Raw genomic sequence first — 25,057 nt, forward strand, 5'->3', positions numbered from 1 at the left:
ATATTTTTTATAATTTTATTGGTTGCAATACAGATACTAAAATCTTATTTTTTTTTATTCTTTTGGGATTAAATTGTTTCAATTTTAAGCTATTTTGTATCAATAACCAAATGATCATGATCAACCTTAAGCCGCTACATTTTTTATTTTTCTTGCTGCTGTCTCCTTTGCTTATCCACGCACAACCCTATTATTTTAACCATTATCAAATAAATGAGGGGCTTTCAAACAATGCGGTGATCTGCAGCATGCAAGATAGCTACGGATTTCTCTGGTTCGGCACTAAAGATGGTCTCAACCGATTCGACGGAAATAGCTTCAAACATTTTGATGCTTCCGACAAAAACAGCTTAGGGGGCAATAATATTATCTCCCTGAAAGAAGATTTCAAGAGAAGGATATGGATTGGTACGGATCAGGGAATCTACTGTTACAATCCCATCGATGAACAGTTTAGATTATTAAGTAAACAGTTTGAAAATTCGGATGTCCCAGTTATCATTACAGATCAAAAAAAAAGGATCTGGTTTATATCGAATGGTATGCTCTATTACCATCATTTGATCAACAACGAAATTAAGCAAATCACCAAATCGGATCTTTATATTACGGCAGTCGGTTGCACGAAAAATGGAACTATTTTCTTTGGCACTCCGGAAGGAAAAATTTTCCAGATCAATAATGTCGACAAAGCCGTTCTCTTGCTGGACTTTCAACTAAAATATGGTACAAAAGACTGGTTCAGTATCGAAAAAATAACGGAGAACCGCAAGGGGGAATTATTGATCGGCACCTCCAAATCTGGCGTCTATGTTTACAATTTACAAGCCAAGACTCTGAAATCCATCTTAGGGCCAGATCGCCTAAAGCAATTTCTCTATGTTCGAGACATCTTACAGCCCAATGATACCGAATATTGGTTTGCGACCGAGTCAGGGCTCTTTATTTATCAAATTGCAGATCAAAGCTTTATCAATATTCAAAAAGAACAGGAAAATCCATGGGGCATTTCTGATAATGCCGTTTATAATATCTTACAGGATAAGGATCAAGGAATTTGGATAGGTACCTATTTTGGTGGCATCAATTATTATCATAAAAACAACAGCATTATCGAAAAATTTTTACCAAAAGATAAACCTGGTAGCCTAAAAGGTTCTGTTGTACGGATCATTACCAAAGATCCAACAGGCAATGTATGGATCGGCACTGAAAATGGCGGTCTATCCAAACTAGATCCTATATCAGGCAAAATCAAAAATTTCTCTGAAAAACAAGGAAATCTGGCGAACAATAATATTCATGGAATTCTTCCATTTGACAATAAAATATTGGTCGGTACTTTTGTCAACGGGCTGGATATTTTTGATCCCAAACAAGAAAAGGTTGTTTACCATATTGATAGAAATAGTTATTCCAACCCAGATCTACAGAGTAATTTCCTGTTTTATCTCTATAAAACAAAGAAAGGAAACATCTTAGCAGCTTCCACCCGCGGTTTGTATCGTTTTGATTTCGCCAATAAATCTTTTCATATACTGCGAAACGTTCCCGAGTATATGTTTTATACGACTGTGCTTGAAGATAAACAGGGAAATATCTGGCTGGGCACCTGGAGGGATGGCTTATTCTGCTATACGCCTGCTACCGGAGCACTCAAACATTATACTCACCAAAAGGACGACCCAACATCGCTACCAAACAACCGTATCAATAGCCTATTTGAAGACTCAAAAAAACAGATTTGGGTGGCCACGGAAGGTGGTATGGCAAAGAAACTGCCTACTGGAAATGGTTTTGACAAAATTGGCATCAAAGAAGGTATGCCCAGCAATGTGATCCTGGCCATTCTTGAAGACGCGCAAAATAATCTTTGGGTGAGCACCTCCAAAGGACTGGTTCGTTACCATCTATCGAACGGGAAAAAACGCGTTTTTAACCTGGAATCAGGCTTGCCATCCATTCAGTTCAATTACAATTCCTCATTTAATGACGGTCAGGGAAATTTTTATTTTGGCACGATCAACGGCTTAATCCGTTTTGATCCAAAAAAACTCAATCAGATCAATTACAATACCCGAATTCCGATCTATATCACCAATCTCTATATCAATAACAAAGCGATCAACCAGTATACAGATGGCAATATACTTTCCAAATCCATCCTATTTACGGATAAGATTCAATTGAAACACGATGAATCATCCTTTAGTCTTGATTTTGCTGCACTTCATTACCAAGCCCCCCACTCCATCCATTACAGTTACAAGATGGAGGGCCTAGATAATAACTGGGTAGATATCACCAGCAATCAACGGGTTTATTTCACTAAGCTTGCACCGGGAAACTATATTTTTACAGTCAAAGCGGAAGATCCCAACGGAAATGTCATTCCTACTGCTGCAAGTCTTAGAATTGTCATCCTTCCCCCCATCTGGGCAAGTACGCCAGCATATATCTGTTACGCCCTTATCCTTATTGCGCTAATTATATTTATTATTTATCATTTTAATGAAAAGGCAAAACAACGAAACCGCCAACATTTACTGACTGTTCAAAATCTTCGCGAACAAGAGCTTTATCGCTCAAAAATCAATTTTTATACAGATGTGGTCCATGAAATTCGTACGCCTTTAACATTGATTATGGCACCATTGGAAAAACTCATGGACAAAGTCGAACACAATCCAGTAACGAATAAACTATTGACGACCATGCAGAACAATACCGAAAAATTGATTGCGCTCAGTAATCAGTTGCTGGATTTTCGGCAAGTCGAAACAGAAGGGTTTAAATTACACTTTGAGCTGGAAAACATTAGTCAGGCAGCACAAAAAATCAGCAATGATTTCAGTGTCACTGTTCAGGCCATGGGCAGGAACATGACAGTGACCATAGCTCCCGATATCATGGGGTACATTGACATAGATGCTTTTGATAAAATCTGTTATAACTTATTCAATAATGCCTTAAAATACTCATCACAGGATATTGAAGTGAATTTAGCGGCGGATAAACAGAAAAATATTGCTATATTGACCGTGAAAAACGACGGTGCTTTAATTCCTTCAGAAGAAAGGGAAAGAATTTTTGAACCATTCAATCGCTTAAAACAAAATAAGAACATTCCTGGAAGTGGTCTAGGCTTAGCATTGACAAGATCCTTGGCATTAAAACATCAGGGCAGTCTAGTATATGAAGTCGAAAATTCACGCTGGAATGTATTCCGTTTGACGTTACCGCTAAATCACAGTTCAAACCAATGATTATGAATGCAAAAGCCAATTTATTAATAGTAGATGATCATGCTGAATTACTTGAATTTATTGCAGACGACCTCAATGAAGATTACCATATCACCACCAGCACCAATGGAAATGAGGCCTTAAATTTACTCGCGTCCGAATATTTCGACTTAATCATCAGTGACGTGATGATGCCCGAAATGGATGGCTACGAGCTTTGCCAAAAAATTAAGGAAGATATCGCTTATGCACATATTCCCGTCATCTTATTGACTGCAAAAAATAGCATAGAATCGAAGATCCAAGGTTTGGAATATGGTGCCGATGCGTATATTGAAAAACCTTTTTCGCCCGCATTTTTAAAAGCTCAAATTGTGAGTCTGTTAAAAAACAGGACTAAAGTCAAGGAATTTTTTATCAAAAATCCGATGTACCAGATACAACAAATCGGTCAGAATCAAAGTGATCAGGATTTCTTGCTCAAGATCGACGAAATCATAATGGAACATTTGGATGACCCTCAATTTAATGTGGACCGAATGGCAGACATACTCTGCATGAGTAGACCCACATTGTATCGAAAAATAAATCTGGTATCGAGCCTGTCACCAAATGAACTGATTAACCTGACCAGGCTTCGAAAAGCAGCTGAATTGCTTAGTTTAAGACAATACAAAGTATATGAAATTTCAAATTTATTAGGTTATAGTTCGGCCACACATTTCTCCCGAAATTTCCAAAAACAGTTTGGACTCAGTCCGACGGAATTCCAGGATGCCCAATCGAAATAATTGAACAGCGACTTTTCATTAGAGACAGATCAAATTTGTGCTCGGAAATTTAAATCAAATCATTGGCCGAATAATAACTACGGTCACAAACTTAGCCCGGATTCAATTGAGATTGCTATTAATGCAGCTATAAAAAAGAACCATATTTCATGGAAAATATGGTTCTTTTTTGGGATATGGCAACTAACGTATAATTAGTCTCAAGTTCACAAAATCAGAATTGCTATATCTCCTTTATCTGAAAATCGAGAGGTCTCACCTATTACCATTTGATAGCTACATGTACACCGTCGGGGCTATTTTCAAATCCTAACAGATACGTTTTTGTTTTTGTATCCCAATTTTCCTCCGAAAAGACTTCTTTTTTATCCACCAGCACGCTCTTTGGTTTATTAGGTAATAATATCCGCGAAATATTTGTGGTATTAATCGGGCTTTTTGCCGTAAATGAATAGTGATGATTAGCCGATGTTTCGTTGTAGATACGGCTTGCTGAAGCTAACACTTGCGGTTGTTGTTTGTTTTTTATATGATCTAAATTCACAAACAAACATTGCTCATTCGGTTGGATATTTTTGGAAGTAACAATGGGCAAAGCCGGATCATAAAGATCAATTAGATTTCCTTTAACATGATATGGCTGATTACTCACATTCTCATCCAATACGGCGATCAGATCGTAATTACCGCGCGTCAACGTAAAATAGTTTTTAAATTGTAGCTTTTCAGATTTGCCGTTGTTTTCATAAAGATTTTTCGTCACGTCCAGCAGTTTCTGACTGTTATCCGGTTTGACCACAAATTCTTTGGGATCTGATCTTAACACATAAAAAGTACCTTTCCCATACGTATATTTCCCCTCCTTTGTCATACCGTCCTTCAGCCCCATTTTCTCAAATAGATGATCCGATGGCCGTTGGTAATTTTTACCGTTCGTGTTCCACCATTCCTGTACCGATTGAAAGGGATCGAGATCTGTACCACAATAAATTAGGATGCCGCCATTCTTTACCCAATCTGCAAGGTACTGATGCGCCTCAGCTGACAGGGGCTTCATATTGGAATAGGACATGAGGAGTACCTTCGTCTCCGCCAGGGCGTCCTTAACCGCCAAATTCTCCAGGTGAACTGTTTTTATGGGCACCCCACGTTTTAGGAAAGGAAGAGCGAGACCGTAAAAGTTCGCCAGTTGTGGATCGTCATATCCGGCATGCGTCGGAAAACGTTGAAACATCAAGGAATTTGCCAACAGGACACTGATCCCTGTCGATCCAGAAACTTTACTGGCCGTTTTTGGCATACTATTCAGGCTATTGATCATCACCTGCATCTGCGTCGAATAATGCCGTGGTATTTTTTCCTTTTGGTCACTATTGGGGCTTGTCTTATACAGTCCCTCATAGATCCGTTCAGGCCAGGGCATCACCTCATAGTCAGCAATATTGGGATACAAAAGTTGTGCGGTGAAAGTAGCCTGATAATTTTTCTTATAGTCTGCCCAATCCCGTGGCCAATCTTCGATCGGATCCGTCAGGAAAAACATCTTTCGTCCAGTAGGTGCGGTCATGGATTCCATTGCCCCATACTCCAAAAATGCGGTTTCGAAAACACGTTCTTTCGCTACACCATTAAAATAGTTAGGTTCACGCGAAGTCCCCGTCCATACCTGCGCGATATAACCATCCACACAGGGAAGCGAAGCTAAACTCGCTTCAGGACTCACGATCATCCACTGCGAATAGTTGATCAAGGAATGCGTGGGCACATAACATTTCACATCCATCCCTTTGGTTTTTCCATAAGATTTCGCGTACGTAAAGACCTCATTCAGTGCATTGAGGTATAAAGCGTACTTTAATTTATTGGATAAGTATGTGTTCTCAGGCGATTCATGCTGTGGTCGCCAATCAAAACCATAGTATTTTTTCCATTCTTTCTTAAATGATTCACTGTAACCTGCACGTGCCCAGAATTCGGGTTCCTCCATAAATATGGCGTCAATCCCGGCATCAATAACCCGCTTGACATGCATCTCTTTGATGTATTTTAAATAATTTTCAGTAGGAACAATATAGGGAACCATATGACCATGCCAGATGGTATCCCCTTTTACGTCAACCTGTCCCTCATCCAAATGCATCTTTCCATCCCATTTTCCTGTAAAGTAATCCTGGTACTCGCCCCAGGCAATCCCGGTCATAAAATGGGTAATATATCCTTTATCACGCCAGGATTTCACGCGCTCTTCAAATGGAATCTTTCGAGACTTGTCGGATGGATTCCCTCCTGTTCCATAGATCATCACCGCATCCGCCCGGTTGTCAATTGTCGGGCGCCATTCTCTGGAACTCTGAAATGTCGTCTTTACAGGATCTTTTTTTTGAGCGATCGCGGTAAGCGTCGGCAGCATCAATAAAGCGAGTATGTTCGTTTTTATCATAATCTGTTGTCTATTTCCATTGCTATTACCTATGGTTTACTTCTGCATTTTTCATACTATGAAATATGATTAGCTTGTTTATTGGTCAACAAGCTGAACCAGTCTTATTCAAAATCCAACTGCAACATTGATATTTTAAACTGACCGGTTCAGCCCGGTAGCGAATTTCCTTATGGAATATTTACTCTTTTGGCTTCATTGTAATTCCACCGCAGAATTCCTGTACCGCGGGGGGTATCATAGTTAATTCTGGACGCCGCCCGAACAAAAACGGTACGACCAGCCGGAATTTCATTTGCGGACTCGATCTCAATAACCTGTCCCAACTTTGTATCAAAACTATTTCCACTATAGTCTATTTTGGTTGACCATCGCTCATCCCGTGCCCTATAACCTACCGTGGAGGAATAGCTAACAAATAACTGAATATCCTTAACATTTAGAAAATCTGGACTAAAATTTCCCATCGGTTCTATTTTTTCGCGAAAAAACTGTTCGCTTACCGCACGGGTGACCTTTACCTTAGCTTTTATCTTGCCGTTTTCGACAGTAGGGTCGCCAACCCATTCCACTTTAAGAAAAGGGTGCACCTCCATTTTTATTTCGTGCGAACCATTCAGCTCCATCGTTTTACTATCGTCTGACAATACTTTACCATCAACATCTGTACGCACCAATGGGATAAAAGGCCCGTCTACCGTGATATGATAATTACCTTTAAATAATTTGGTATGCTGAAAAGTTCCATCTGGCATGCAATAAAAGTCAGGGTTGTGCTCCACATTATCTCCCCAACTAAGCTCTGTCAATCGGACACGGATACCTTCACTCCCCTGATCGGTCAATACCGGTTCACCCGTCTGTGCATCAACGACAACTCCTTTTAATGCCACAGAAGGGGCTTCATAATTATCTGCCTCAAAGAGGCTACACGAACTCAGCATACATAATATGCCAATCGCGCCAAAAATGCTATTTTTCATCTCTTGTAATTCATTATACGTTAATAGTAGAAATTCACTCCTCCAATTAAAACTGCCCTGTTCAATTACGTTCGCAGCACAGCATACTTATCTATCGGTTGGGTTGCTGGTCGATCACTGGGCTTTTCGCCACCTCTCCACCGGGAATTTCAAAATAATAGTCTACAGGTGTGTACCGGAATGTTTTGGTACTTACCCATTGAAATCGTGCATCAAAGAAGTATTTACCTGTTGCGGTGGAAAAAAACGGATACAATCCTCTGAACCTGAAGTTCTCGTTATTGCTGTATAAATTTTTATCCTTTTGTGTCCCCCAGAAACCATCCCGACCTTCAAAATGCAATACCCGCCAGCGACGTAAGTCCCATTTTGCCTTATGTTCAAATGCTAGTTCTTTACGACGCTCTCTTCGAACAATGTCTCTTCCGGTATTATCACCGGTTATTGTACCTGTAAGTAGATCTGCTCCTGCCCGCGAGCGAATCTCATTGACGGCGGTAGTTGCTGTCTGTAGCAGGTCGCTTCCATCGGTGGGGTTCGCTCCCAGCATTTTCAGCTCAACAGCTGCTTCGGCAGCATTCAACAAGACTTCCGCATAGCGCATCAAAATAAAGGGCTGATCGGATTTCCCTTCGCCAACTTCTTTTGCTGGATTTGTATTGAGCCATTTACGTACATAAAACCCTGTTAGTGTCGCTTCACCATTATCAAAGAATGGTCCTTCGTTTCCAGCGGCATTCATTTTTTGCCCATTGTAATCCACCGTTTGCTGTCCATTCCCATCTCTTGGACTCAGATATAAAGTCTTTGGTGAGCCCGAATAAGCACCCAGCTGTTGATAACGCGTATCCGCTGTAGCATAAGAATAATCTGAGAACAACGGTTTTATAGGAGTCTGACCGGTATAAACCCCTGCCCGTATATCCATTTTTCTTTCCTTGAAGATATCATCAGGAAAAATAACATAAGCACGCAAGCGAGGTTCCGCGTTTTTAAAGAAGTCCATCGGTTTGTCGTACAGTTTATACTCACCCTCCTTGTTGCTTTGTCCGGTAGTCACTTTGACTGTTCCGTCAGGGTACTTGTCAAATCCATCAAACAACTCCATAAAATCCACCGTAGGACAGGTGCCGGCAGAAAGTGGTGACCGAAAGGTGAAAGGCGAACTAAATGCATCAAAACTATGTGTCAACGTCGGATAAACATATTCTTTGACGTAGATATTTTCCGGGCTACTGAGGTCACTAAACATATCCACCATATTTTGATATTGCGCATCTTTATCGTTCGCTGCCCATTTCTTTTTATACAGAGAATAGCCTCCCGCCGTTATTACTTGTCGGGCAGCAGCATAGGCTTCTGCAAAGTACTTTTGTGAAGCGGTTTTTGCTGTAGTGGGGTCAAAACCGATAACCCGTACACCAGTTTTCCTTCCGAGTCCTGTCAAGCGACCGGAAACAGTTTCATTGTATTTGGCCACACTTCCCGCATAGAGCATGGCTTCGGATTTAAAAGAAAGGGCGACAAATTTATTAGAATAACCAGTTTTAGGACCTTTTGGAAGCATTAATTTGATTGCTTCATCATAATCCTTCAGGATCTGGTTCCAGGTATCTTCTTCCGATGCACGGGGGACTTCTAAGTTTTCCGAAGTGTTTGGATACTGCAAAACCTTCGTCACTAATGGAATCCCTCCAAACCGTCGGGCCATAGCGTAAAATACCGTTGCCCGAACATAATATCCTTCACCTAAATAATGGTTGTAAAGATCTTCAGAAAACTTGTCCTTGTAATTGGGTAAATTCTCGATCAAATGGTTTGCATCCCGAAGTAATTCGAATGCTCTCTCCCAATAGGCTGTCCTTTCACCGGTAAAGGAAGTACTAATGCCATCCCTGGTCACAGCTTCCCCAGTTCCTTCAATGCCGATGGCAGCCAACCAGCCATTGAATTCTATTCCCCATTGTGCCATATATTTGAAATCTTCAAAAGGCATTAGGCTATACATCCTGGCCATGTAAATATCCATGCCAGCGGGACTGTTCAACAGATCTTGATCTGTCACCACATTTTTGGGCGTAATATCGAGATCGGCGCAACCGGTAAATCCGATTGAGCCAGCTAATGATAATATAATGAGTAGTTTTTTCATTGGAATATTTTTTTGCGTGCTAAAAAGTAAGCGATAAGCCTAATGAGTAGGTCTTATTCAATGGATACATCCGACCTAAGTCATTATCCGGATGTTCGGGATCCACAAATCGTACGCCTGTTATTGTAAATAAATTATAGGCATTCGCATACACGCGTAAACGCATCGTCGACGAAGGCTTTAGATTTGAGAAAGTATATCCTAGTTCCAAACTCTTCAATCTTAAGTAAGCTGTACTGACGCGATTGAATTCAGAGTTTTCCTTTGGATATCTTCCCGTAAAGGCATAATATCCTTTCACCCATGCTGTTGCCGGATCATAGGGATCAGCGGAAGGATCCACGGGATGCCAGCGATCAAGATATTGTTCCAGCGTTCCACCACCATTTGATCCCCAGATTGCATAGAGAGGTTCTTTATACTGCATGGAACCGAGAGCAGACCCTTGCAATAATAAGTTCATATCAAAATTTTTGTAGGAAGTCTCAAGGTTCATACTATAGTTAACCCAAGGTGTCTGGTCGAAGGCAAAGGGATGCTCATCTTGACCATTAATTTCACCATCTCCATTCCAATCCAGGTATTTATAATCTCCGGGCAATACATCACGTTCCTTATAAATCGGGTAGCTCCAGATATCTGCCCAATTTTCGTATCTACCGGCTGATTCATAGCCAAACTGAAGCCCCTGATAACGATTGTTCAGATTATCATTACGCCAGCGATCATAGGAATTGCTATAAGGTCCATTTTCAACGGAAACCAAATATTTATTCCTTGTTACCGTGGCGATCGCGCGAATATTATAGGAGAAATCATTGATTCTATTGCGATGTTTCAATTCCAGTTCTAGCCCCATATGACGATCACTATCCGCATTTTGCAAGGGCGGAACAGCCCCGATTACTGTAGGGAATTCGCTTTCAGGACGCTTAAATAGTCCTGATCTCGTGCGTTCAAAATAATCCAAGGTAAAACCAAATAAACCATTCCAACCTTCAAAGTCTATACCGGCATTGAATGTTTTTGCAGTAAACCATGTAATTAACTCGTTTGCAATAGGTTTACGCGTAACTCCAGTGACGTATTTACCACCAAAAATATAACCCGGAGCATACTGATTGTTATAGCCGTTTTCGGCATTTCCGCTAGTTGCTGGATAAATATAGCCCGGTAACCAGCCAAAATCCCAGTCTTTGAACTGATCATCACCCAATGCGCCATAACTTGCTCTCAATTTTAACTGATTGACAAAAGAAAGTGCATCACTAGACTTGAAAAACGGTTCTTCAGAAATACGCCAGCCTACTGAAGCTGATGGAAAAAATCCCCATTGATGCCCTTTTGCGAAACGCGACGATCCATCATACCGAAACTGGAATTCAGCGATGTATCGGCCTGCAAAATCGTAGTTCACCCGCCCAAATAAAGCCGATTTCGCTTCGTTGTAGTAATCACTGATCGCGCCATACATTGAAGTCATCTGACCGTCTTCTACGCCAGCGAGCAATTGATCAGAACCAAAAGCAAGATTTTTCAGTCCATAAAAGTTATCGCCGTCACTTTTTTGTGATTCCCATCCCACAAGTCCGGATAGCTTATGTTGCTCCCCAAACGTTCGATCATAATTCAAGATAAATTGCCCCAATACCTGTTGTTTATCGAAAAACTCCCGTTTCATTTGATTCGGGCTGCTCAGATTATAGAGTTTCTGATCATATTTACCCGTTGTTTTATTCAACGCATATTGATAATATTCCTTTCTGAATAGGGAATTGTTATCCGTACGGTAATCATAACTAATCAATGCTTTTGCGGAAAACCCTTGCAGAAGAGGTGATAAATTACTCAGATCGTAGTTCAGCGCAGCGGAGGATTGAAAGGTCTTCTTTTTGAATTTGCGGTATCCGGAAATATCTGCATCCATCATCGCGACAGTATTTTGTTCTAAATCCAGTCCCTCATAATTTAACAAGGTATTTTCGGGATCAGCATACGCGGCGAATAACATCCCCTGTTTCCAATAGTTTCGAATAATATCAACAGAGCTGTTATAGGGATTATTTTGCTGATCGGCCATACCACTAATATTCAGATCCAATTTCAATCCCTTGGCCAATTCTGCCGAAATATTGGAACGTAGGTTGTATTTATTATAATTGAGATCACCTGATTTAAAGAATCCTTGTTGATAAGAATAGCCCCCGCCAATATAATACTGAACTTTATTACTACCGCCAGAAAAGCTAATATCGTGCTGAGTCTGCGGTGCATATTTGGAGAAGATTAACGAGGTCCAGTCTGATGAACGTCGTGTCCCATTTCTAAAATCTTCGAAATCTTTTTCCGTATAAATAGGACTACCACCATTGATGTTGTTCATGGACTTCTCATTGTAGATCGTCATTGCGCTGATCGCATCGGCCAATACAGGTAGACCCGAAGGCCTTTGGAAGGTATAAGATCCATTATAATTCACTGTGGTCTTCCCTTCCTTCCCTTTTTTGGTTGTAACCAAAACAACACCATTAGCCGAACGCACCCCATAAATTGCTGCCGATGCATCCTTTAATACCGAAACATCTTCAATATCACTTGGATTCAGGCGTTGAAAGTCTTCGCTCGTACGAGGAACCCCGTCGATCACAACCAGTGGAGCACCAAGTCCACGAATGTCGAAATTAGCACTGTAGGCACCCGGCTCTGCACTTCTCTGCCACACGCGTACGCCGGCCACACGACCCGTCAGCATATTCTGCGGATTTTCATTTTTCGTCTGCCTCATTTCCGTCCCCTTTACGGAGGAAATAGCTCCTGTAAGAGACTGCTTTTTCTGCGTTCCATAACCGACAACAACCACAGTTTCCAACTGTGTATCATCGCTTTGCAACACAACATTAATTGTGGATTTTCCCTCAGTAAGCTCTTCCTTAGCGTTGAAACCAAGTGATTTAAATAAAAGCTTTTTCCCTTCCGGAACACTGATAGTATAACTACCATCCGCATCAGTCGTTGTTTCAATGCGAGTACCGGCATTCTGAACCGATATTGTCACTCCGGCAATAGGCTTATTGTTACTATCGAGCACTTTTCCACTGACATTCTTCTGTTGTGCCCATCCGATGGACGGAATGCCCAGCGCCATCAGCACGAGCAGCGTGCTGAGTCGCCGCCTTGATTTCCCTATATCCTTTTTCATCTTAATAAATTGGTTTTTAAATAGTTATCATACTACCTGATGTATTTCATGAGCTCGAAAGCCCGGTTTTTATTGGTATTCGTTTTTCTTATTCACAATTGTTTATGCCGATCTTTTGTTCATCGCACTATCCGCCGGCCTCATATTGCGATAGCATCGCATACTGTGCCGCATAAGCGAACATGAACATCCCTTCCAGGTTATTTTTGTCTTTGTCCGCATGCCATCCTCCAAGAAGGTCCTGTGGTAATAAACCGGAGCGCAAAAAATGGCTATACCCGTAGTCCAAATTCTGCTGAAAGGTGTCCATGTAACTTCCCGCTTTTTCAAAGACTGGAGAAATCTGAAGAAACCCCCGAAGTAATACACCATTAAACCAGTTGTTAAACCCGTCCGAAGCATAGGTATAATGCGCCGAAACCTGTGAATCAGGCCTGGCAAAGTACCGGAAACTGGCATTCGCGAGTTCCTTTCCTTCTTCCAAATAGATCTTAGATCGGGTCGCGCGGTACAGATCAGCAGCTCCAGAAATCATTGTTCCACTGTTGTAGGAAAAAGAGGTTCCGACGGCTTTCCTTAATTGGGTATTTTTGCGGTATTTTACGCCATCAACAATTTCGTAGGCAATGCTACAATCTGGATAACAGTCGCCCATCATATCGTCATAGACACCTTTATTATTCAATAAGTGATCTTTTTGCCAAGCATAAATCCTTTTAGCAAAATCCAAATAAAAATCACTTTTTCGGATCATTTTAGAACGGCGGGATTGTTTATCCTTGGCATCAATATAATTGTATGTTATCTGGTCCTTCTTTTTCTTATAGATTTCATGCAGCCAGACCAAAGGGCTAACCATTGGGGCATTGCTACAGGCATGTTTGGTCACATATCCGGGGCCCCACGGGATTCCACCGTTCTCATTCCCTTGATCATTGCGGGTACAGTCCCATCCATCCAGGACGTAAGCTGTTAGATATTCTGCTTCTTTCAAATAGGTATCTTTACCGGTCAGGTGATAGGCTTCTATCAACTCGCGTATCATCCACATTTGATCGTCATAAACATTCAGAATACCTGTTGCGTTAGCTTCGCCTTTTTCGCGCGCACGGTCCACCGCATATACTGTCCAGTCCTTAGTTTGTGTAAAAGAAATCAGGTTGAATTTCCCCAAATAATAAGCAGCATTTTCATGGAGCTGGGCCAACAGGTCAACATAGCGCTTATAATGTTTATCAAATAGGCCATGATTCCCCTTTTCTTTTTGCAGTCTGAGACCACTCAATATCGCATTGACAGCTTCTATTGAAGCGGAATACATCCATACGCTTGCCTTTTCTTCGGGACGCACCTTTGTATCCGGGTTATAAAAACGATACATGGCTTGCCTGTCGGCTGAGAAATAAACTTCCATGGACCGATCAACGAGTTCCATCGCACGGACCAAGTTTTGCTCTTGAACAGACTGAAAGTTATTGATATTGATAACAGAAAAGGAGGTTCGTGTTTCACCGTGCGCGTGCCGAACAATCATCATTGATACGCAAGCAACAACAATTAATTGCAGCTTTTTAAAGACTTTCATAAGTAAGATTTCGATTTATAATTAGTTCGAGTTCCCACTGGAAATACCTGCAGGAATTCTAACGCAAGGTAATGTCGAATGATTAATTTTTGGGTTAAAATCGGGTTAAAACGCAAAAATAAAACAATAACCCAGCGACTATTTTTTTATAGCTTAATAGGAGACACAAATGCCTGTCGTGATTGTAACGTAGCTTTTATTTTATTGCGCGCATTTTTTTGCATACTTTTAATCCTGTAAGATATTGATAAGGGATATCCTAACCGTTACGATTTCATAAAAAGCCGACAAGGAACAATCTTTATATTGAACAGCTCATTGTCGACAACTATTGGTTTAAGTTTTTTTGATTGCGCTATGCGACGCTGTATATTATATATTGTTTTTTTACTTTTGATTCCGATACTTTCCCGATCTCAGGGGCTCAAGTTTAGAGCCGGACATGAACCTATAGATAAGCGAACCTCCTATGAATTATTCGACAAAAAGGATATTTCTTTTGAAAAGCAGTTTACCCTAACATTCCAACTATCCATTTATTCATCAAACTCATTAGGCAATATCTTCCGTGTCAAGAATAAAAACAATAACACGGTTTACAATCTATTTTATGATGAGGAGGCCGGAAATTGTATCTTCCGTCTGAATGAAGAAGGCAAAAGTAGCCTGATCATTGCAAAAATAAGCCAACAGCGACTATTTAGAGAAGAGTGGATTGATATCCAATTGACTTTCAACCTTCAAGATCAACTATTTGAACTCAAAATACAAGATCAGACTTTTCAGTCTCCAAAGGTGAAACTACCGCAGCAATATAGCCCCCAGGTTATTTTTGGAAAAAGTGATTACCTGATCGATGTACCAATGATGTCCATCAAAAATGTACGTATTGGAAATAAAAAAAATAATTATTCCTTCCCGCTAAAAGAAAATTCGGGGCATATTGTCCACGATGAAAACGGTACGGCTTATGGGCGTGTCTCCAATCCAACCTGGCTGATTGTGGATTCTTACAAATGGAAAAATATTTTTACTGGCAATTCCCCATCACAGGCCGGTTCTAGTTACAACGAGCGCACAAAAGAGATTTATTATTTTAATCAGGATTCCATTACCATATTCAATGTAAAGAACAATCAGACAAGGAAACTCGCTTTTCCTAACCCCTGCCCTGTCAAACTGGTTTTAGGAAACAATTTTATAGACTCGACGACAAATAAACTATATGTCTATGAGCTTTTTTATACGCAACCTTACTTAGGTCCCACTGTCGCCAGTCTCGATCTTGAAAATTTCGAATGGAAAGTTGAGAGCGACGACCTGATGAAAAAAGAGCTAAACCATCATGGTTCTTTCTATGATGAAAGACATCGGCAGTTCTATATTTTTGGTGGTTACGGAAATATGGCTTATAGTGGCGAATTTAGACGTTATTCCCTAGACTCCGGTAAATGGCAAACCGTAGATGGATGGTCAGGCGATAAAATTTTCCCACGCTATTTTCTGACGGCTGGACAAGGACCTAAGGATCGGACAGCTTATATATTCGGTGGTATGGGAAATGAATCCGGTGAACACATTGTCGGACGAAAATATCTTTATGATTTCTATCAGATTAATCTGGACAGCAAAAAAATCACAAAAAAATGGGATATCGTTTGGAAAGACAAACATATTGTACCTGCCCGTGGTCTGGTCTTCCCTGATAGTGCTCACTTTTATGCCTTATGCTATCCGGAGTATCTGACTAAATCCAATATCCAACTTTACCGCTTTGCTGTTCAAGATGGAAGTTTTGACATATTAGGAGACTCTGTCCCAATCTATTCAGATAAAATAAGTACGCATGCCCAACTTTATTTTGATAAGCAATTGGGACGGCTTTTGATATTGGTTCAAGAATCAAAAGATGACATACAATCTACGCTAAAGGTTTATTCGTTAAATATGACGCCAATAACCCTCGCTGAATTAAATAGCTTCCCCACATACCGTTCAAACCACAAGGTGCTCTTATTGTTGATCTTGTTTGGCACATGTGGGCTTGGCGCTTACTTTATCTGGCGACGAAACCGAAGGAAAAGAAGCATGATCCATAGAACTGAGGAACCAACACTTAGTACGGTTCCAATAACAGTAACAAATCAATTACGACAAAATGATGAATATATTCGCGCTAATTCAATTTTTCTATTTGGCGAGTTTCGTGCTTTTGATCGCAATAAACGCGATATCTCCTATTTATTTAGTACAAAGCTAAAGCAGGCATTTTGCCTCATCTTGTCCCATAGGTCCGGAATCAGCTCGCAATATTTCAGTCAGCTGATGTGGCCTGACAAATCAGAAGATAAGGTAAAAAACTCGCGCGGAGTTACGATCAACCATTTAAGAAAAGTGCTGAGCGAGTTTACAGGAATAGAACTTGTACATAAGCAGGGCCGATTCATTCTTGAAGAAACAGATGAATTCTATTGTGATTATGTCGATTGTATCCAATTGATGGCAAACCCTTCCAATATCAATGAAAGTAGATTAATTCAGATCATTCAAAGAGGTAAGTTTTTACAGGGATTGGATCAACCTATATTTGATGCCCTAAAAACTGAAGTTGAACAAAATTTACTTCCCATTTTACTGGCAGAACTTCAGCAGGCGGATCTCGGACACCAGTATAAAAAAAGTATTGAGCTGGCACATACGATTTTCTTATTGGATCCCTTAAATGAACAGGCTTTATTTTCTGAAATAAGAGCGATGTTTGCTTTAAATCAACAGCATGATGCCCGTATTAAATTTCAGCAATTCTGCCTCAATTATAGACAGCTGATGAATGAGGACTTTCCGCACCACTTGGATAAGATTATATAAATAAGGCCAATCATACGGCGAGGTATGATTGGCCTTATTTATATAAACCACCAAACAATTTAGGAGACCAATACCTCGCGATGACGTTTTACGAATTGCTTTTTGAGCAGATATAGTTTATAATGATCATACAAACCTATAATCAGCAATACGAAACAAACGACATAAAATGTTTTATTGGACAGGTAATTAAAGGAAATTCCGCTGAGTAGTCCCCCTATTACATAACTTGTGACAATGGTCAGCAACAAATGAAACTTATCCACCAAATCTTTATTGCTTCTATTGGCTTCTTTGGTGAACATGGATATCAATATCGCCAAATCTGTTGTTAATCCCGTCAAATGGGTTGTTTTCACAACAGAATTGGATATACTCGCCGTCAGTCCATTTTGCAGGCCCATTGCAAACAATAAGGCTCCGACCAATATTTCGGTTTCCTTTAGCGAATCTTCATAAAAAAGATCGAGGTATATCCCGACAAATAATATACTTAATATCTCCAGCACCAATGGTATCGAATGCGTCAGGTATGCGCTGAACTTTCCCTTTCCATGGATGATAATCAAATTGGAAAACATGCTTCCAATTAAAAACAACAAGATCCAAAACAAAACAACAGCGCCCTGATACCAGTTTCCTTTCGCTATCTCCTGTGCAAAAACGGCATAATATCCTGTTACATTAGATGTAAAGGAAAAAAATACAATAACAGAAGCAACATTGACCATGCCGGCTGAAAATGCCGTTAGTCCGCCCAGCTTAATATTGTCTTGAATCGTCCGATGGTTGCTATATTTCCTTAGCATATTTTTCCTTTCCTTCTTTTTTCAGCACGATACGTGCTATTCCTTTAGTTTGCATATCCAGGTTGAGATGTAAGACGAGCTGGTTTTTATTCAGTTTCTGAATAATAAAGCTTTCTACAAGCTCATTATTTTTACGCAGCTCAAGGATATGTCCCCTTCCTTTTAGAAACCAGTTATATTGTTTATCCTTGTGGTGGGCAACAAAATTCTTCTCACCCATCCTTTCAAAGTGCCAAAGGCCATCCTGTAGTGGCGGCAGATGTGCAATCGCAGCATCCTTAATTTCTTCGTGGATAATCGCCTGTTTTTTGAAAGTTGGTGATTTTTCTACCTTTTCAAAGTACCACCCCTGTTCTTCCCACTCTCCTTCCAAAAGCCTCTCGGGGTTTTCATAAAGCATAACCATTGACGACGCCCCGAAAAGCAACAGTGCCAAAAAAACAAAGTTGAATCTCGCCAGTATTTTTCTTTTAGTAATTAACATCCCATTTTTTATTAAAAAATAAATCCGCCAAGACACTCCTTCCCGTTTTGTTCGTTGCCGGCTTTTCGACAATATTCACATGCTTACGCTTAGTCTTGTTCAAATGCAGCAATGCCTGTCCAACATCAAAGAAATGTCTCGTTCTTTTTTCAAATTGATAATCCGTAGGAATCTTGACCTCGTCAATTCGCGCTCCAGTCAGATAATGATGTAAATAATTGGGATTGTCTGTACCGATAATATCTGCGTAAATATTCAGTTTGCGGTTTTCATATCGATGGCAAATCATCTGACAAGCCTTTAAAAAGTCTTCAGATTGAAGATCATTGAGCCGGTCCTCCAGTGTGATTCCTAATAACTCACTGATTGAAGTGCTGCTCTTATTTCCGTAAACCAAAATAATATCCAGCTGTTCGGCCTGAGACTGCTCGATACTATGGATTACAAAAAAAAGAGAATCAATTGTAAAATCACTTGGAATCAATACACGCGTTGTTTTTGCCATACCCAATTATTTTTTTAACAAAGTTAATTGGCGCGCATGGCAATGGCATGAAGCTAGAATTAGCTTTCCATTAGAATTTTAACAGATTTATTAAAATGAGATTAAAAATACAGCACGAATTAAAATGAGATTAAAACCTAATGTATGTTGGCAGTTCAATCTCTACGGTTGTACCCTCACCAACCACAGAATTAACCTTCAATGTTCCACCGTGTAGTTTGATTATATTTCTCGCCAATGGAAGGCCGATACCGTATCCATCGATTCCACTCGTATTGGAAGCCCTAAAATAGGGATCATAAATATATTCTAATTCTTTTGAAGGAATCCCGATTCCCTTATCTTTTATCAGAATAAACACTTTATTATCCAACGCCCCCAGAGCGATATAAGCTGTCCTATTAGAGGAATATTTACAGGCATTGCTAATGATATTGGATAATGCCAGTTGGAGTAAAATTGCATTTCCATTGACTTTAAGCCGCATACTATCATCAGGTAACAGACTAAAATCAGTCGTAATTTTAAATTTATCGTTGATGGCTTTAACCGTCAACTCGGCATCCATAACAATCTGGTCTATACGAACAGGATTGAACGTTGTTGAATTGCTTACAAAACCTGTACGGGCTAACAACAAAAGTGCTTTGGTCTTTTTTTCTAAATGTTCAGCTGATTCAATAATTTTACCCAATGTACGTTGATATTCGTCAACTGTTCTTTCTTTCGAGAGCGCCAGATCAGCTTGTCCGATTATTGAGGTCAGCGGTGTATTCAACTCATGTGAAGCATTACTGATAAAGTTTTTCTGGGTTTCAAATGAAGTTTCCAAACGCGTCAACATGTTGTTGAATGTAAATGCCAGATCATGAAGCTCACCCTTATATTTCTCTTCGTCAAGCCGTTTATCGAGATTCTCAGAACCAATCTGCTGGACTTCTTTCATCATTGTGAGGATAGGCTTCAAAAATGAACGTTTCATGAATACTGAAACCAACGAGATAAAGAGAATACCCAAAATCAAACTAATAATGAGCAAATTACGCAGGTAAGCCAAGTGATGTGTATAAAAGTAATTTTCAGCCGATGCACCGATAATATAATTTTTATTGTTTTTTGAGAAGTACTTTGTCGAATAGAATTGATGTCCAGCTTTGAAATTTGATGTTCCGGTCTTATTAATTTTATCCCATAACGCTGAATGAAAGCCCTGACTTCTTAAAATCTCCCCGTTCTTATCAAATTCAACAAAAAATTCATGTTGATTATTTAGATTTTCTATAAAATCCAAACTCCACTGATCTGTTTGTGATGCAGATTTACCATTGAGGAATTTTTCCGCCGCAATATTTCTCCGCAGATCCAGGCGTTTATAGAAATCCGTAAAAGCAAAGTTTGTAATCGAATAAAAGATAAAGCCAACGAAACAGCTGACATATATAACTAATATTGCTATTAGATAGATGAGTTTCCTATTGTAATTATTCATTTTAACCTATTCTGCATTCTTAACCAATTTAGTCTTCGATTTTTAACACATAGCCCATTCCGATAACCGTATGGATCGCTTTTTTGTTGGTTACCTTCTCGATTTTCTTTCGTAGGTAATTAACATATACATCAACGACATTTGATCCGATATCAAAATTAATTCCCCATATTTTATCCAGCAACTCACTACGCTCAAATACTTTCTTAGGGCTTTGAATGAATAGTAGAAGTAACCGATATTCGGTACTTGTCAAGTTAAGCTCCTGACCTTCGCAATAGGCAACTTTTTTGTAATCATCAATCGTTAGAAACCCATAATTAAATGTATCTTTCGAAGGTTGTGCTTCGCGTTGTGTTGCCTGAACTATGGATTGCTGTCTACGGATCAACGAACGTATTCTGGCCTTGAGTTCGATGAGTTTAAATGGCTTGGAAAGATAGTCATCGGCGCCATTATCAAGTCCGAGAACCACATTTTCGGGTGTCCCAAGTGCTGTTAACATCATGACTGGCAAATCGGTATACCCCCATTGCCGAATCTGTTTGCAGATATCAAGTCCATTCGTGCCCGGCAAAAGAATATCCAACAGAACAAGAGCAACATCTTGTTTGGCCAATAATTGTTCGAGTCCTTCTGAGCGTCCAAGATGAATCACCCTATAACCTTCTTCCCCCAAACCCTGAACGATTAAATCTGCAACGTCCTGCTCGTCTTCAACCAAAATAATTTTTTGCTCCTCCATATTCGTCATAATCTATATTTCCTGTTATCGCTCCGCATCCAAACCATAAAAATACTGTTTTGATACTATAGACACAAATCCCTTAGCCGTGATAAAGGGTAGCAGGGCTAGATATATCAAAAGAAGTGATTGTTTCCGCAAACAGCGCATCATATACAGGAATAAAAATTGAAAAACTATATTTGTATAACTAGTAATACGGCAGTTTATTTTACGGAATTATCTGATATAGTTCATTTTTTAACCTTAATCAGTGCATCGTTTATTGGTTGTTAGACATAGCCCCCCATTCCTATTTATATGACGGTTAGCGCTATGCTCTGCTAAGCTCACTTGTGAATTGACTTCTTCGCTCTTCTTACGACGTTTGTTAGCGGATTTATCCTCTGCGACACCAATTTTCCAAAAGGAATAAACGTAAAGTTCTTCCCTTTTCCAACCAAGATCCTTACGCAAATAGTTTCGTATTCCTCGAACGGTTGAAAATTCGGCAGCAACATAAGCTAACCGATCCGTATATCCTGTATCCCATCAGAGATCGATTAAAATATCCGCATTAATTTTTCAATTTACTTGGTGGAAATCCAAATTTTCGTCTAAAAGCGTCTGAAAAATGACGCTGATTTTTATACCCAACGGCATCAGAGACTTCACCAATGGTCATATTTTTGTCTAGGATGAGTTTTTTGGCATGTTCCATTTTTGCATCATTCCAAAAACCGAAAACTGTTGTACCAAAAAGCTCCTTAAAGCCCTTCTTTAATGTAAACTCATTTGTCCCAACCAGATGAGCCAGATTGACAAGTGTGTTATTTGAATCCATATTATTCAATAGAAATTCACGGACCGCATAGATTTTATCGACATCAGACTTTTTAAGCGTCGTGTTCGAAAGGCTATTGTCGGCTAACTGCTCCAACTGAAGCAGCAATAATTCCATGATCTTCGCTTCGAGAAATATTTTTTTAAAAATACCCTTACGTTCACAATTTATGATACGATCAATAATAGCATGCATGTCATGGGTAATTCTTCTATTAATATCTGTCAATAAGCCAGATTTTCCCTTTTCAATACTATTTCTAAAGTCATTAAATAAGATGGAATTATCGGGTAAAAATTTCTTAAAAAAATCCGGAGCTAAATTTATCTCACATATCTGGAATTCCTCACACTCCCATTGCATCTGACCACAGAGCGAATTGCCGTAAAGAATATTGTGTTGGTAAGTTCCAAAATCTATGGCTGCAGTTAACATCTCCCCTGCAGCCCGGCTTCTCCCCTTCAATGCAAAATGCATCTCAACCGTCTCAAAGTCACTTTCAAAACGAAACAGTATCCGTTCATACAGATTTGCATGACCAAAGCCAATATGGACTCCATCAAAAAAGATTTCTTTGTAATAGCCTTCACCAAATGGAGCTTCCAGTTGTGTGACGCATTCCTGAATACCGGCATCGATTGAAAAGAACCTCTGCGGATAGTTTCTTTCCAACAATAAACTAGCCGAATCAATATCATAAAGTCTTAATCCCATTCCATATTTCTTTAAGTTTCAACTATTCCTTTTCACGGACTTTTTACTCCTCATTGCATACCCGACGATAGTACTTTTCCTATTATCTTTGACTAAATTACAAATTTATTTAGAATGATTCTTAATTATTTAATACCATTTGGCGTATGCAAAAGAAAAATATCAATCTTGAGCTGTCGTTAACAGATGACATCGACATGCACTTAATCCCGGATAGCATCTATAATAATATCAAAGTCGGTAATCCTCTGGCGAGTAAGCTTGATGTTATCTATGCGGCAGAGAAAGCGATGGTACTGGACTTTGCCTGGGAATTTCCTAAAGGCCTGGACACTTTTGTCCATGATGAACGCTACCCACTTTCTGTTGAACAAAAGCAACAAATTAATTTAGCACGGATATATTTAAAAAACACGCAAAATACGACATCTGGCATCGATATTTCGAGTTCTGACGTATTTTAGTGAGCTATCTACCGGGAAGTAAAGAAGGGGGAAGCAAAATTTAACCCCATTTGAAAAAATCGAATGGGGTTAGACAAAGCAGTTAAACTTAGGAACTATTCAGGGATTTTTAGCAAAGAACGGTGCTCCGCCAGCCAATTTCTTGCCGCATCAGCTTTATCTCTTTTTCCTTCCATTTGTACCAAGAGATCCGCCATCGTCCCCTCATCAAAGTGGATGTGTGAAAAGAGATTTGCCAATTCCGGTTGATCTTCGCCAAAGTCTTTGCGTGCAAAGATTTTAATCTCTTCTGTACTTCCCAATGTCTTTTTAGGATCGTTTAAAAATTTCAATTTCATCTTACCAAACATCCAATGGGGCTGCCAACCCGCCACGACAATCCACCTATGATCCTTAATAGCATTTTGCAGCTCAGTAATCATCGCCACTGTGGATGAATTTATGTGTCTGTAATTCAATTCATAATCTTTAACAACCTGATCTACAGCCGCTGTAATCCCTGCGCCTTTTTCGATCCCAATAATGCTATTATTGAATGCTGCTTCATGCTCTTTCAATTGACCGATATCATCAATGGAAACATAATCGGGCACAACAAGACCATTGCGTGCGGAAGCATAACTGGTACCTATTTCCTTTAGATTTGGGAATTTCGCTACCTTAGCGCCATGTGTCAAAGGTAGCCAGACATCCATATAAAGATCTGTATCGCCATTATTCATCGAAGCCAAGATCATATCTGGGGTAGCACGCTGTATAACCACATGATACCCTTTCTCCTCCATGATCGCTTTGGCAATATAGGTCATCGCAACCCCCTCTGCCCAACCGTCAACCATCCCGATATGGATGATATTATTTTTCTTGCCACTATGACAAGCCGAAAACAAAAGCACGATTACACAGCATACTAGTATCCTAATTTTCATCATTATTTATTTTTTATTTACAAAACCTTGTGTTATCCGGTCTAAAATAATTGCTAGAATCACCACGGATAGTCCACTTTCAAACCCAAGGCCTATGTCAAGATTATTGATTCCCTCAAGAACTCTTTCGCCCAAACCGCCAGCAGCAATCATCCCCGCAATTACCACCATCGATAACGATAGCAATATTGTCTGATTGATCCCGGCAAGAATGGTTTTAGTTGCCAAAGGCAATTCGACCTTAAATAAAATCTGCCGATTGGTTGCTCCAAATGAACGGGCAGCCTCAACAATATCCTTCGGTACCCCATCAATACCCAGCGTGGTCAAGCGAACCGCTGGGGGCATGGCAAAAATGATCGTAGCAAAGGCACCGGGTACTTTTCCGATACTAAAAAACAGTACTGCTGGTATCAGATAGACAAAAGCAGGCATCGTCTGCATTAAATCCAATAAAGGCCGGATGATCTTTGCTGCAAATTTATTTTTGGCCGCCCATATCCCCAGCGGTACAGAAATAAGTAATGCTGTCACCGTCGCGACCAGCACCAAAGCCAATGTCTCCATTGTTTCCGTCCAAAATCCCATCAGATAGATCAATGTCAATCCCAGGAATGTGGTCAGCGCAACGCCTTTACCGGATTTCCACCAGGCCAATGCGGTAAAAAGTGCGATCATAACGAAAAACGGGGTCGCGATCAATAACCATTCAAGACCAAGAATAGACGTATTTCCGGTATTTTTGATCAGGTCAAAAAATGGTTTCAGATTGTCTGTCAACCAATTGACAGCGATGGCTATATATTGTCCTATGTCGATTACTTTATTCATA

At 39.9% G+C, this 25,057-nt stretch carries 17 protein-coding genes and 1 pseudogene; 4 read left to right on the top strand and 14 right to left on the bottom strand.

Annotation, left to right across the window (positions count from 1 at the left end):
- The first annotated feature begins 116 nt into the window (after window positions 1-116).
- Together DCO56_RS03890 and DCO56_RS03895 are read left to right on the top strand one after the other, a co-directional pair.
- Complete coding sequence (locus DCO56_RS03890; protein WP_181390440.1) at window positions 117-3,266, top strand: ligand-binding sensor domain-containing protein; 3,150 nt, start codon at window positions 117-119, stop codon at window positions 3,264-3,266.
- A 2-nt stretch (window positions 3,267-3,268) separates the two neighbouring features.
- Window positions 3,269-4,036: a response regulator transcription factor gene (locus DCO56_RS03895; RefSeq protein ID WP_245935770.1), complete on the top strand. Its 768-nt coding sequence runs from the start codon at window positions 3,269-3,271 to the stop codon at window positions 4,034-4,036.
- Window positions 4,037-4,298: 262 nt separating this feature from the next.
- Here the strand turns inward: DCO56_RS03895 and DCO56_RS03900 are convergent, their stop codons facing one another.
- The 5 genes from DCO56_RS03900 to DCO56_RS03925 all read right to left on the bottom strand — a co-directional run bounded on the left by DCO56_RS03900 (window position 4,299) and on the right by DCO56_RS03925 (window position 14,395).
- Window positions 4,299-6,476 (bottom strand): hypothetical protein, encoded by a 2,178-nt coding sequence (locus DCO56_RS03900; RefSeq protein WP_181390441.1) that lies wholly within the window; start codon window positions 6,474-6,476, stop codon window positions 4,299-4,301.
- Between the two features lie 170 nt (window positions 6,477-6,646).
- Window positions 6,647-7,459 carry a DUF3823 domain-containing protein gene (locus tag DCO56_RS03910; protein ID WP_108632409.1) on the bottom strand — a complete coding sequence of 271 codons (813 nt, stop codon included), beginning with the start codon at window positions 7,457-7,459 and terminating at the stop codon, window positions 6,647-6,649.
- 91 nt (window positions 7,460-7,550) lie between these two features.
- A complete protein-coding gene (locus DCO56_RS03915) occupies window positions 7,551-9,611 on the bottom strand; it encodes a RagB/SusD family nutrient uptake outer membrane protein (protein WP_108632410.1) in 2,061 nt (686 codons plus the stop codon).
- A 19-nt stretch (window positions 9,612-9,630) separates the two neighbouring features.
- Window positions 9,631-12,810, bottom strand: a complete 3,180-nt coding sequence (locus DCO56_RS03920; RefSeq protein WP_108632411.1) for a SusC/RagA family TonB-linked outer membrane protein — start codon at window positions 12,808-12,810, stop codon at window positions 9,631-9,633.
- A 127-nt stretch (window positions 12,811-12,937) separates the two neighbouring features.
- Complete coding sequence (locus tag DCO56_RS03925) at window positions 12,938-14,395, bottom strand: glycoside hydrolase family 76 protein (protein ID WP_219929299.1); 1,458 nt, start codon at window positions 14,393-14,395, stop codon at window positions 12,938-12,940.
- A 393-nt stretch (window positions 14,396-14,788) separates the two neighbouring features.
- On the opposite strand from DCO56_RS03925, the gene DCO56_RS03930 reads away from it, so the two are divergent.
- Entirely contained in the window at window positions 14,789-17,263 is a 2,475-nt protein-coding gene (locus DCO56_RS03930) for a Kelch repeat-containing protein (RefSeq protein ID WP_146190971.1), read from the top strand.
- A 59-nt stretch (window positions 17,264-17,322) separates the two neighbouring features.
- Here DCO56_RS03930 and DCO56_RS03935 read toward each other — a convergent pair whose 3' ends face one another.
- From DCO56_RS03935 to DCO56_RS03965, 7 genes and pseudogenes are all read right to left on the bottom strand, one after another.
- On the bottom strand, window positions 17,323-18,072 hold the full coding sequence (locus tag DCO56_RS03935; RefSeq protein WP_108632413.1) for a YoaK family protein: 750 nt from the start codon (window positions 18,070-18,072) through the stop codon (window positions 17,323-17,325).
- Window positions 18,056-18,556 carry a hypothetical protein gene (locus DCO56_RS03940; protein ID WP_108632414.1) on the bottom strand — a complete coding sequence of 167 codons (501 nt, stop codon included), beginning with the start codon at window positions 18,554-18,556 and terminating at the stop codon, window positions 18,056-18,058. Before DCO56_RS03940 ends, DCO56_RS03935 begins: the two co-directional genes overlap by 17 nt.
- Window positions 18,543-19,061 (bottom strand): hypothetical protein, encoded by a 519-nt coding sequence (locus DCO56_RS03945; protein WP_108632415.1) that lies wholly within the window; start codon window positions 19,059-19,061, stop codon window positions 18,543-18,545. The genes DCO56_RS03940 and DCO56_RS03945 overlap by 14 nt, the downstream gene beginning before the upstream one ends.
- Window positions 19,062-19,191: 130 nt before the next feature.
- Entirely contained in the window at window positions 19,192-20,550 is a 1,359-nt protein-coding gene (locus DCO56_RS03950; protein WP_108632416.1) for a HAMP domain-containing sensor histidine kinase, read from the bottom strand.
- Between the two features lie 28 nt (window positions 20,551-20,578).
- A complete protein-coding gene (locus DCO56_RS03955) occupies window positions 20,579-21,295 on the bottom strand; it encodes a response regulator transcription factor (RefSeq protein ID WP_108632933.1) in 717 nt (238 codons plus the stop codon).
- 246 nt (window positions 21,296-21,541) lie between these two features.
- A pseudogene (locus DCO56_RS29835) lies at window positions 21,542-21,796 on the bottom strand (SIP domain-containing protein); the annotation flags it as partial.
- 55 nt (window positions 21,797-21,851) lie between these two features.
- Window positions 21,852-22,832 (bottom strand): helix-turn-helix transcriptional regulator, encoded by a 981-nt coding sequence (locus DCO56_RS03965; RefSeq protein ID WP_108632418.1) that lies wholly within the window; start codon window positions 22,830-22,832, stop codon window positions 21,852-21,854.
- A 146-nt stretch (window positions 22,833-22,978) separates the two neighbouring features.
- Between DCO56_RS03965 and DCO56_RS03970 the strand changes: the two genes are divergently transcribed.
- Window positions 22,979-23,296 carry an ABC transporter ATP-binding protein/permease gene (locus DCO56_RS03970; RefSeq protein ID WP_108632419.1) on the top strand — a complete coding sequence of 106 codons (318 nt, stop codon included), beginning with the start codon at window positions 22,979-22,981 and terminating at the stop codon, window positions 23,294-23,296.
- Window positions 23,297-23,391: 95 nt separating this feature from the next.
- Here the strand turns inward: DCO56_RS03970 and DCO56_RS03975 are convergent, their stop codons facing one another.
- Together DCO56_RS03975 and DCO56_RS03980 are read right to left on the bottom strand one after the other, a co-directional pair.
- On the bottom strand, window positions 23,392-24,228 hold the full coding sequence (locus DCO56_RS03975) for a glycine betaine ABC transporter substrate-binding protein (protein WP_108632420.1): 837 nt from the start codon (window positions 24,226-24,228) through the stop codon (window positions 23,392-23,394).
- A gap of 3 nt (window positions 24,229-24,231) precedes the next feature.
- A complete protein-coding gene (locus DCO56_RS03980; protein ID WP_108632421.1) occupies window positions 24,232-25,056 on the bottom strand; it encodes an ABC transporter permease in 825 nt (274 codons plus the stop codon).
- Window position 25,057: the final 1 nt, after the last annotated feature.

The organism is Sphingobacterium athyrii (assembly GCF_003071065.1).
GTDB lineage: Bacteria > Bacteroidota > Bacteroidia > Sphingobacteriales > Sphingobacteriaceae > Sphingobacterium > Sphingobacterium athyrii.

What these genes read in the sequence shown, in the direction of transcription:
- DCO56_RS03980 (WP_108632421.1), bottom strand. Translation starts at nt 25,056, where the DNA reads ATGAATAAAGTAATCGACATAGGACAATATATAGCCATCGCTGTCAAT.
- DCO56_RS03940 (WP_108632414.1), bottom strand. Translation starts at nt 18,556, where the DNA reads ATGTTAATTACTAAAAGAAAAATACTGGCGAGATTCAACTTTGTTTTT.
- DCO56_RS03910 (WP_108632409.1), bottom strand. Translation starts at nt 7,459, where the DNA reads ATGAAAAATAGCATTTTTGGCGCGATTGGCATATTATGTATGCTGAGT.
- DCO56_RS03895 (WP_245935770.1), top strand. Translation starts at nt 3,269, where the DNA reads ATGAATGCAAAAGCCAATTTATTAATAGTAGATGATCATGCTGAATTA.
- DCO56_RS03920 (WP_108632411.1), bottom strand. Translation starts at nt 12,810, where the DNA reads ATGAAAAAGGATATAGGGAAATCAAGGCGGCGACTCAGCACGCTGCTC.
- DCO56_RS03945 (WP_108632415.1), bottom strand. Translation starts at nt 19,061, where the DNA reads ATGGCAAAAACAACGCGTGTATTGATTCCAAGTGATTTTACAATTGAT.
- DCO56_RS03965 (WP_108632418.1), bottom strand. Translation starts at nt 22,832, where the DNA reads ATGGGATTAAGACTTTATGATATTGATTCGGCTAGTTTATTGTTGGAA.
- DCO56_RS03890 (WP_181390440.1), top strand. Translation starts at nt 117, where the DNA reads ATGATCAACCTTAAGCCGCTACATTTTTTATTTTTCTTGCTGCTGTCT.
- DCO56_RS03900 (WP_181390441.1), bottom strand. Translation starts at nt 6,476, where the DNA reads ATGATAAAAACGAACATACTCGCTTTATTGATGCTGCCGACGCTTACC.
- DCO56_RS03975 (WP_108632420.1), bottom strand. Translation starts at nt 24,228, where the DNA reads ATGATGAAAATTAGGATACTAGTATGCTGTGTAATCGTGCTTTTGTTT.
- DCO56_RS03950 (WP_108632416.1), bottom strand. Translation starts at nt 20,550, where the DNA reads ATGAATAATTACAATAGGAAACTCATCTATCTAATAGCAATATTAGTT.
- DCO56_RS03970 (WP_108632419.1), top strand. Translation starts at nt 22,979, where the DNA reads ATGCAAAAGAAAAATATCAATCTTGAGCTGTCGTTAACAGATGACATC.
- DCO56_RS03925 (WP_219929299.1), bottom strand. Translation starts at nt 14,395, where the DNA reads ATGAAAGTCTTTAAAAAGCTGCAATTAATTGTTGTTGCTTGCGTATCA.
- DCO56_RS03935 (WP_108632413.1), bottom strand. Translation starts at nt 18,072, where the DNA reads ATGCTAAGGAAATATAGCAACCATCGGACGATTCAAGACAATATTAAG.
- DCO56_RS03915 (WP_108632410.1), bottom strand. Translation starts at nt 9,611, where the DNA reads ATGAAAAAACTACTCATTATATTATCATTAGCTGGCTCAATCGGATTT.
- DCO56_RS03955 (WP_108632933.1), bottom strand. Translation starts at nt 21,295, where the DNA reads ATGGAGGAGCAAAAAATTATTTTGGTTGAAGACGAGCAGGACGTTGCA.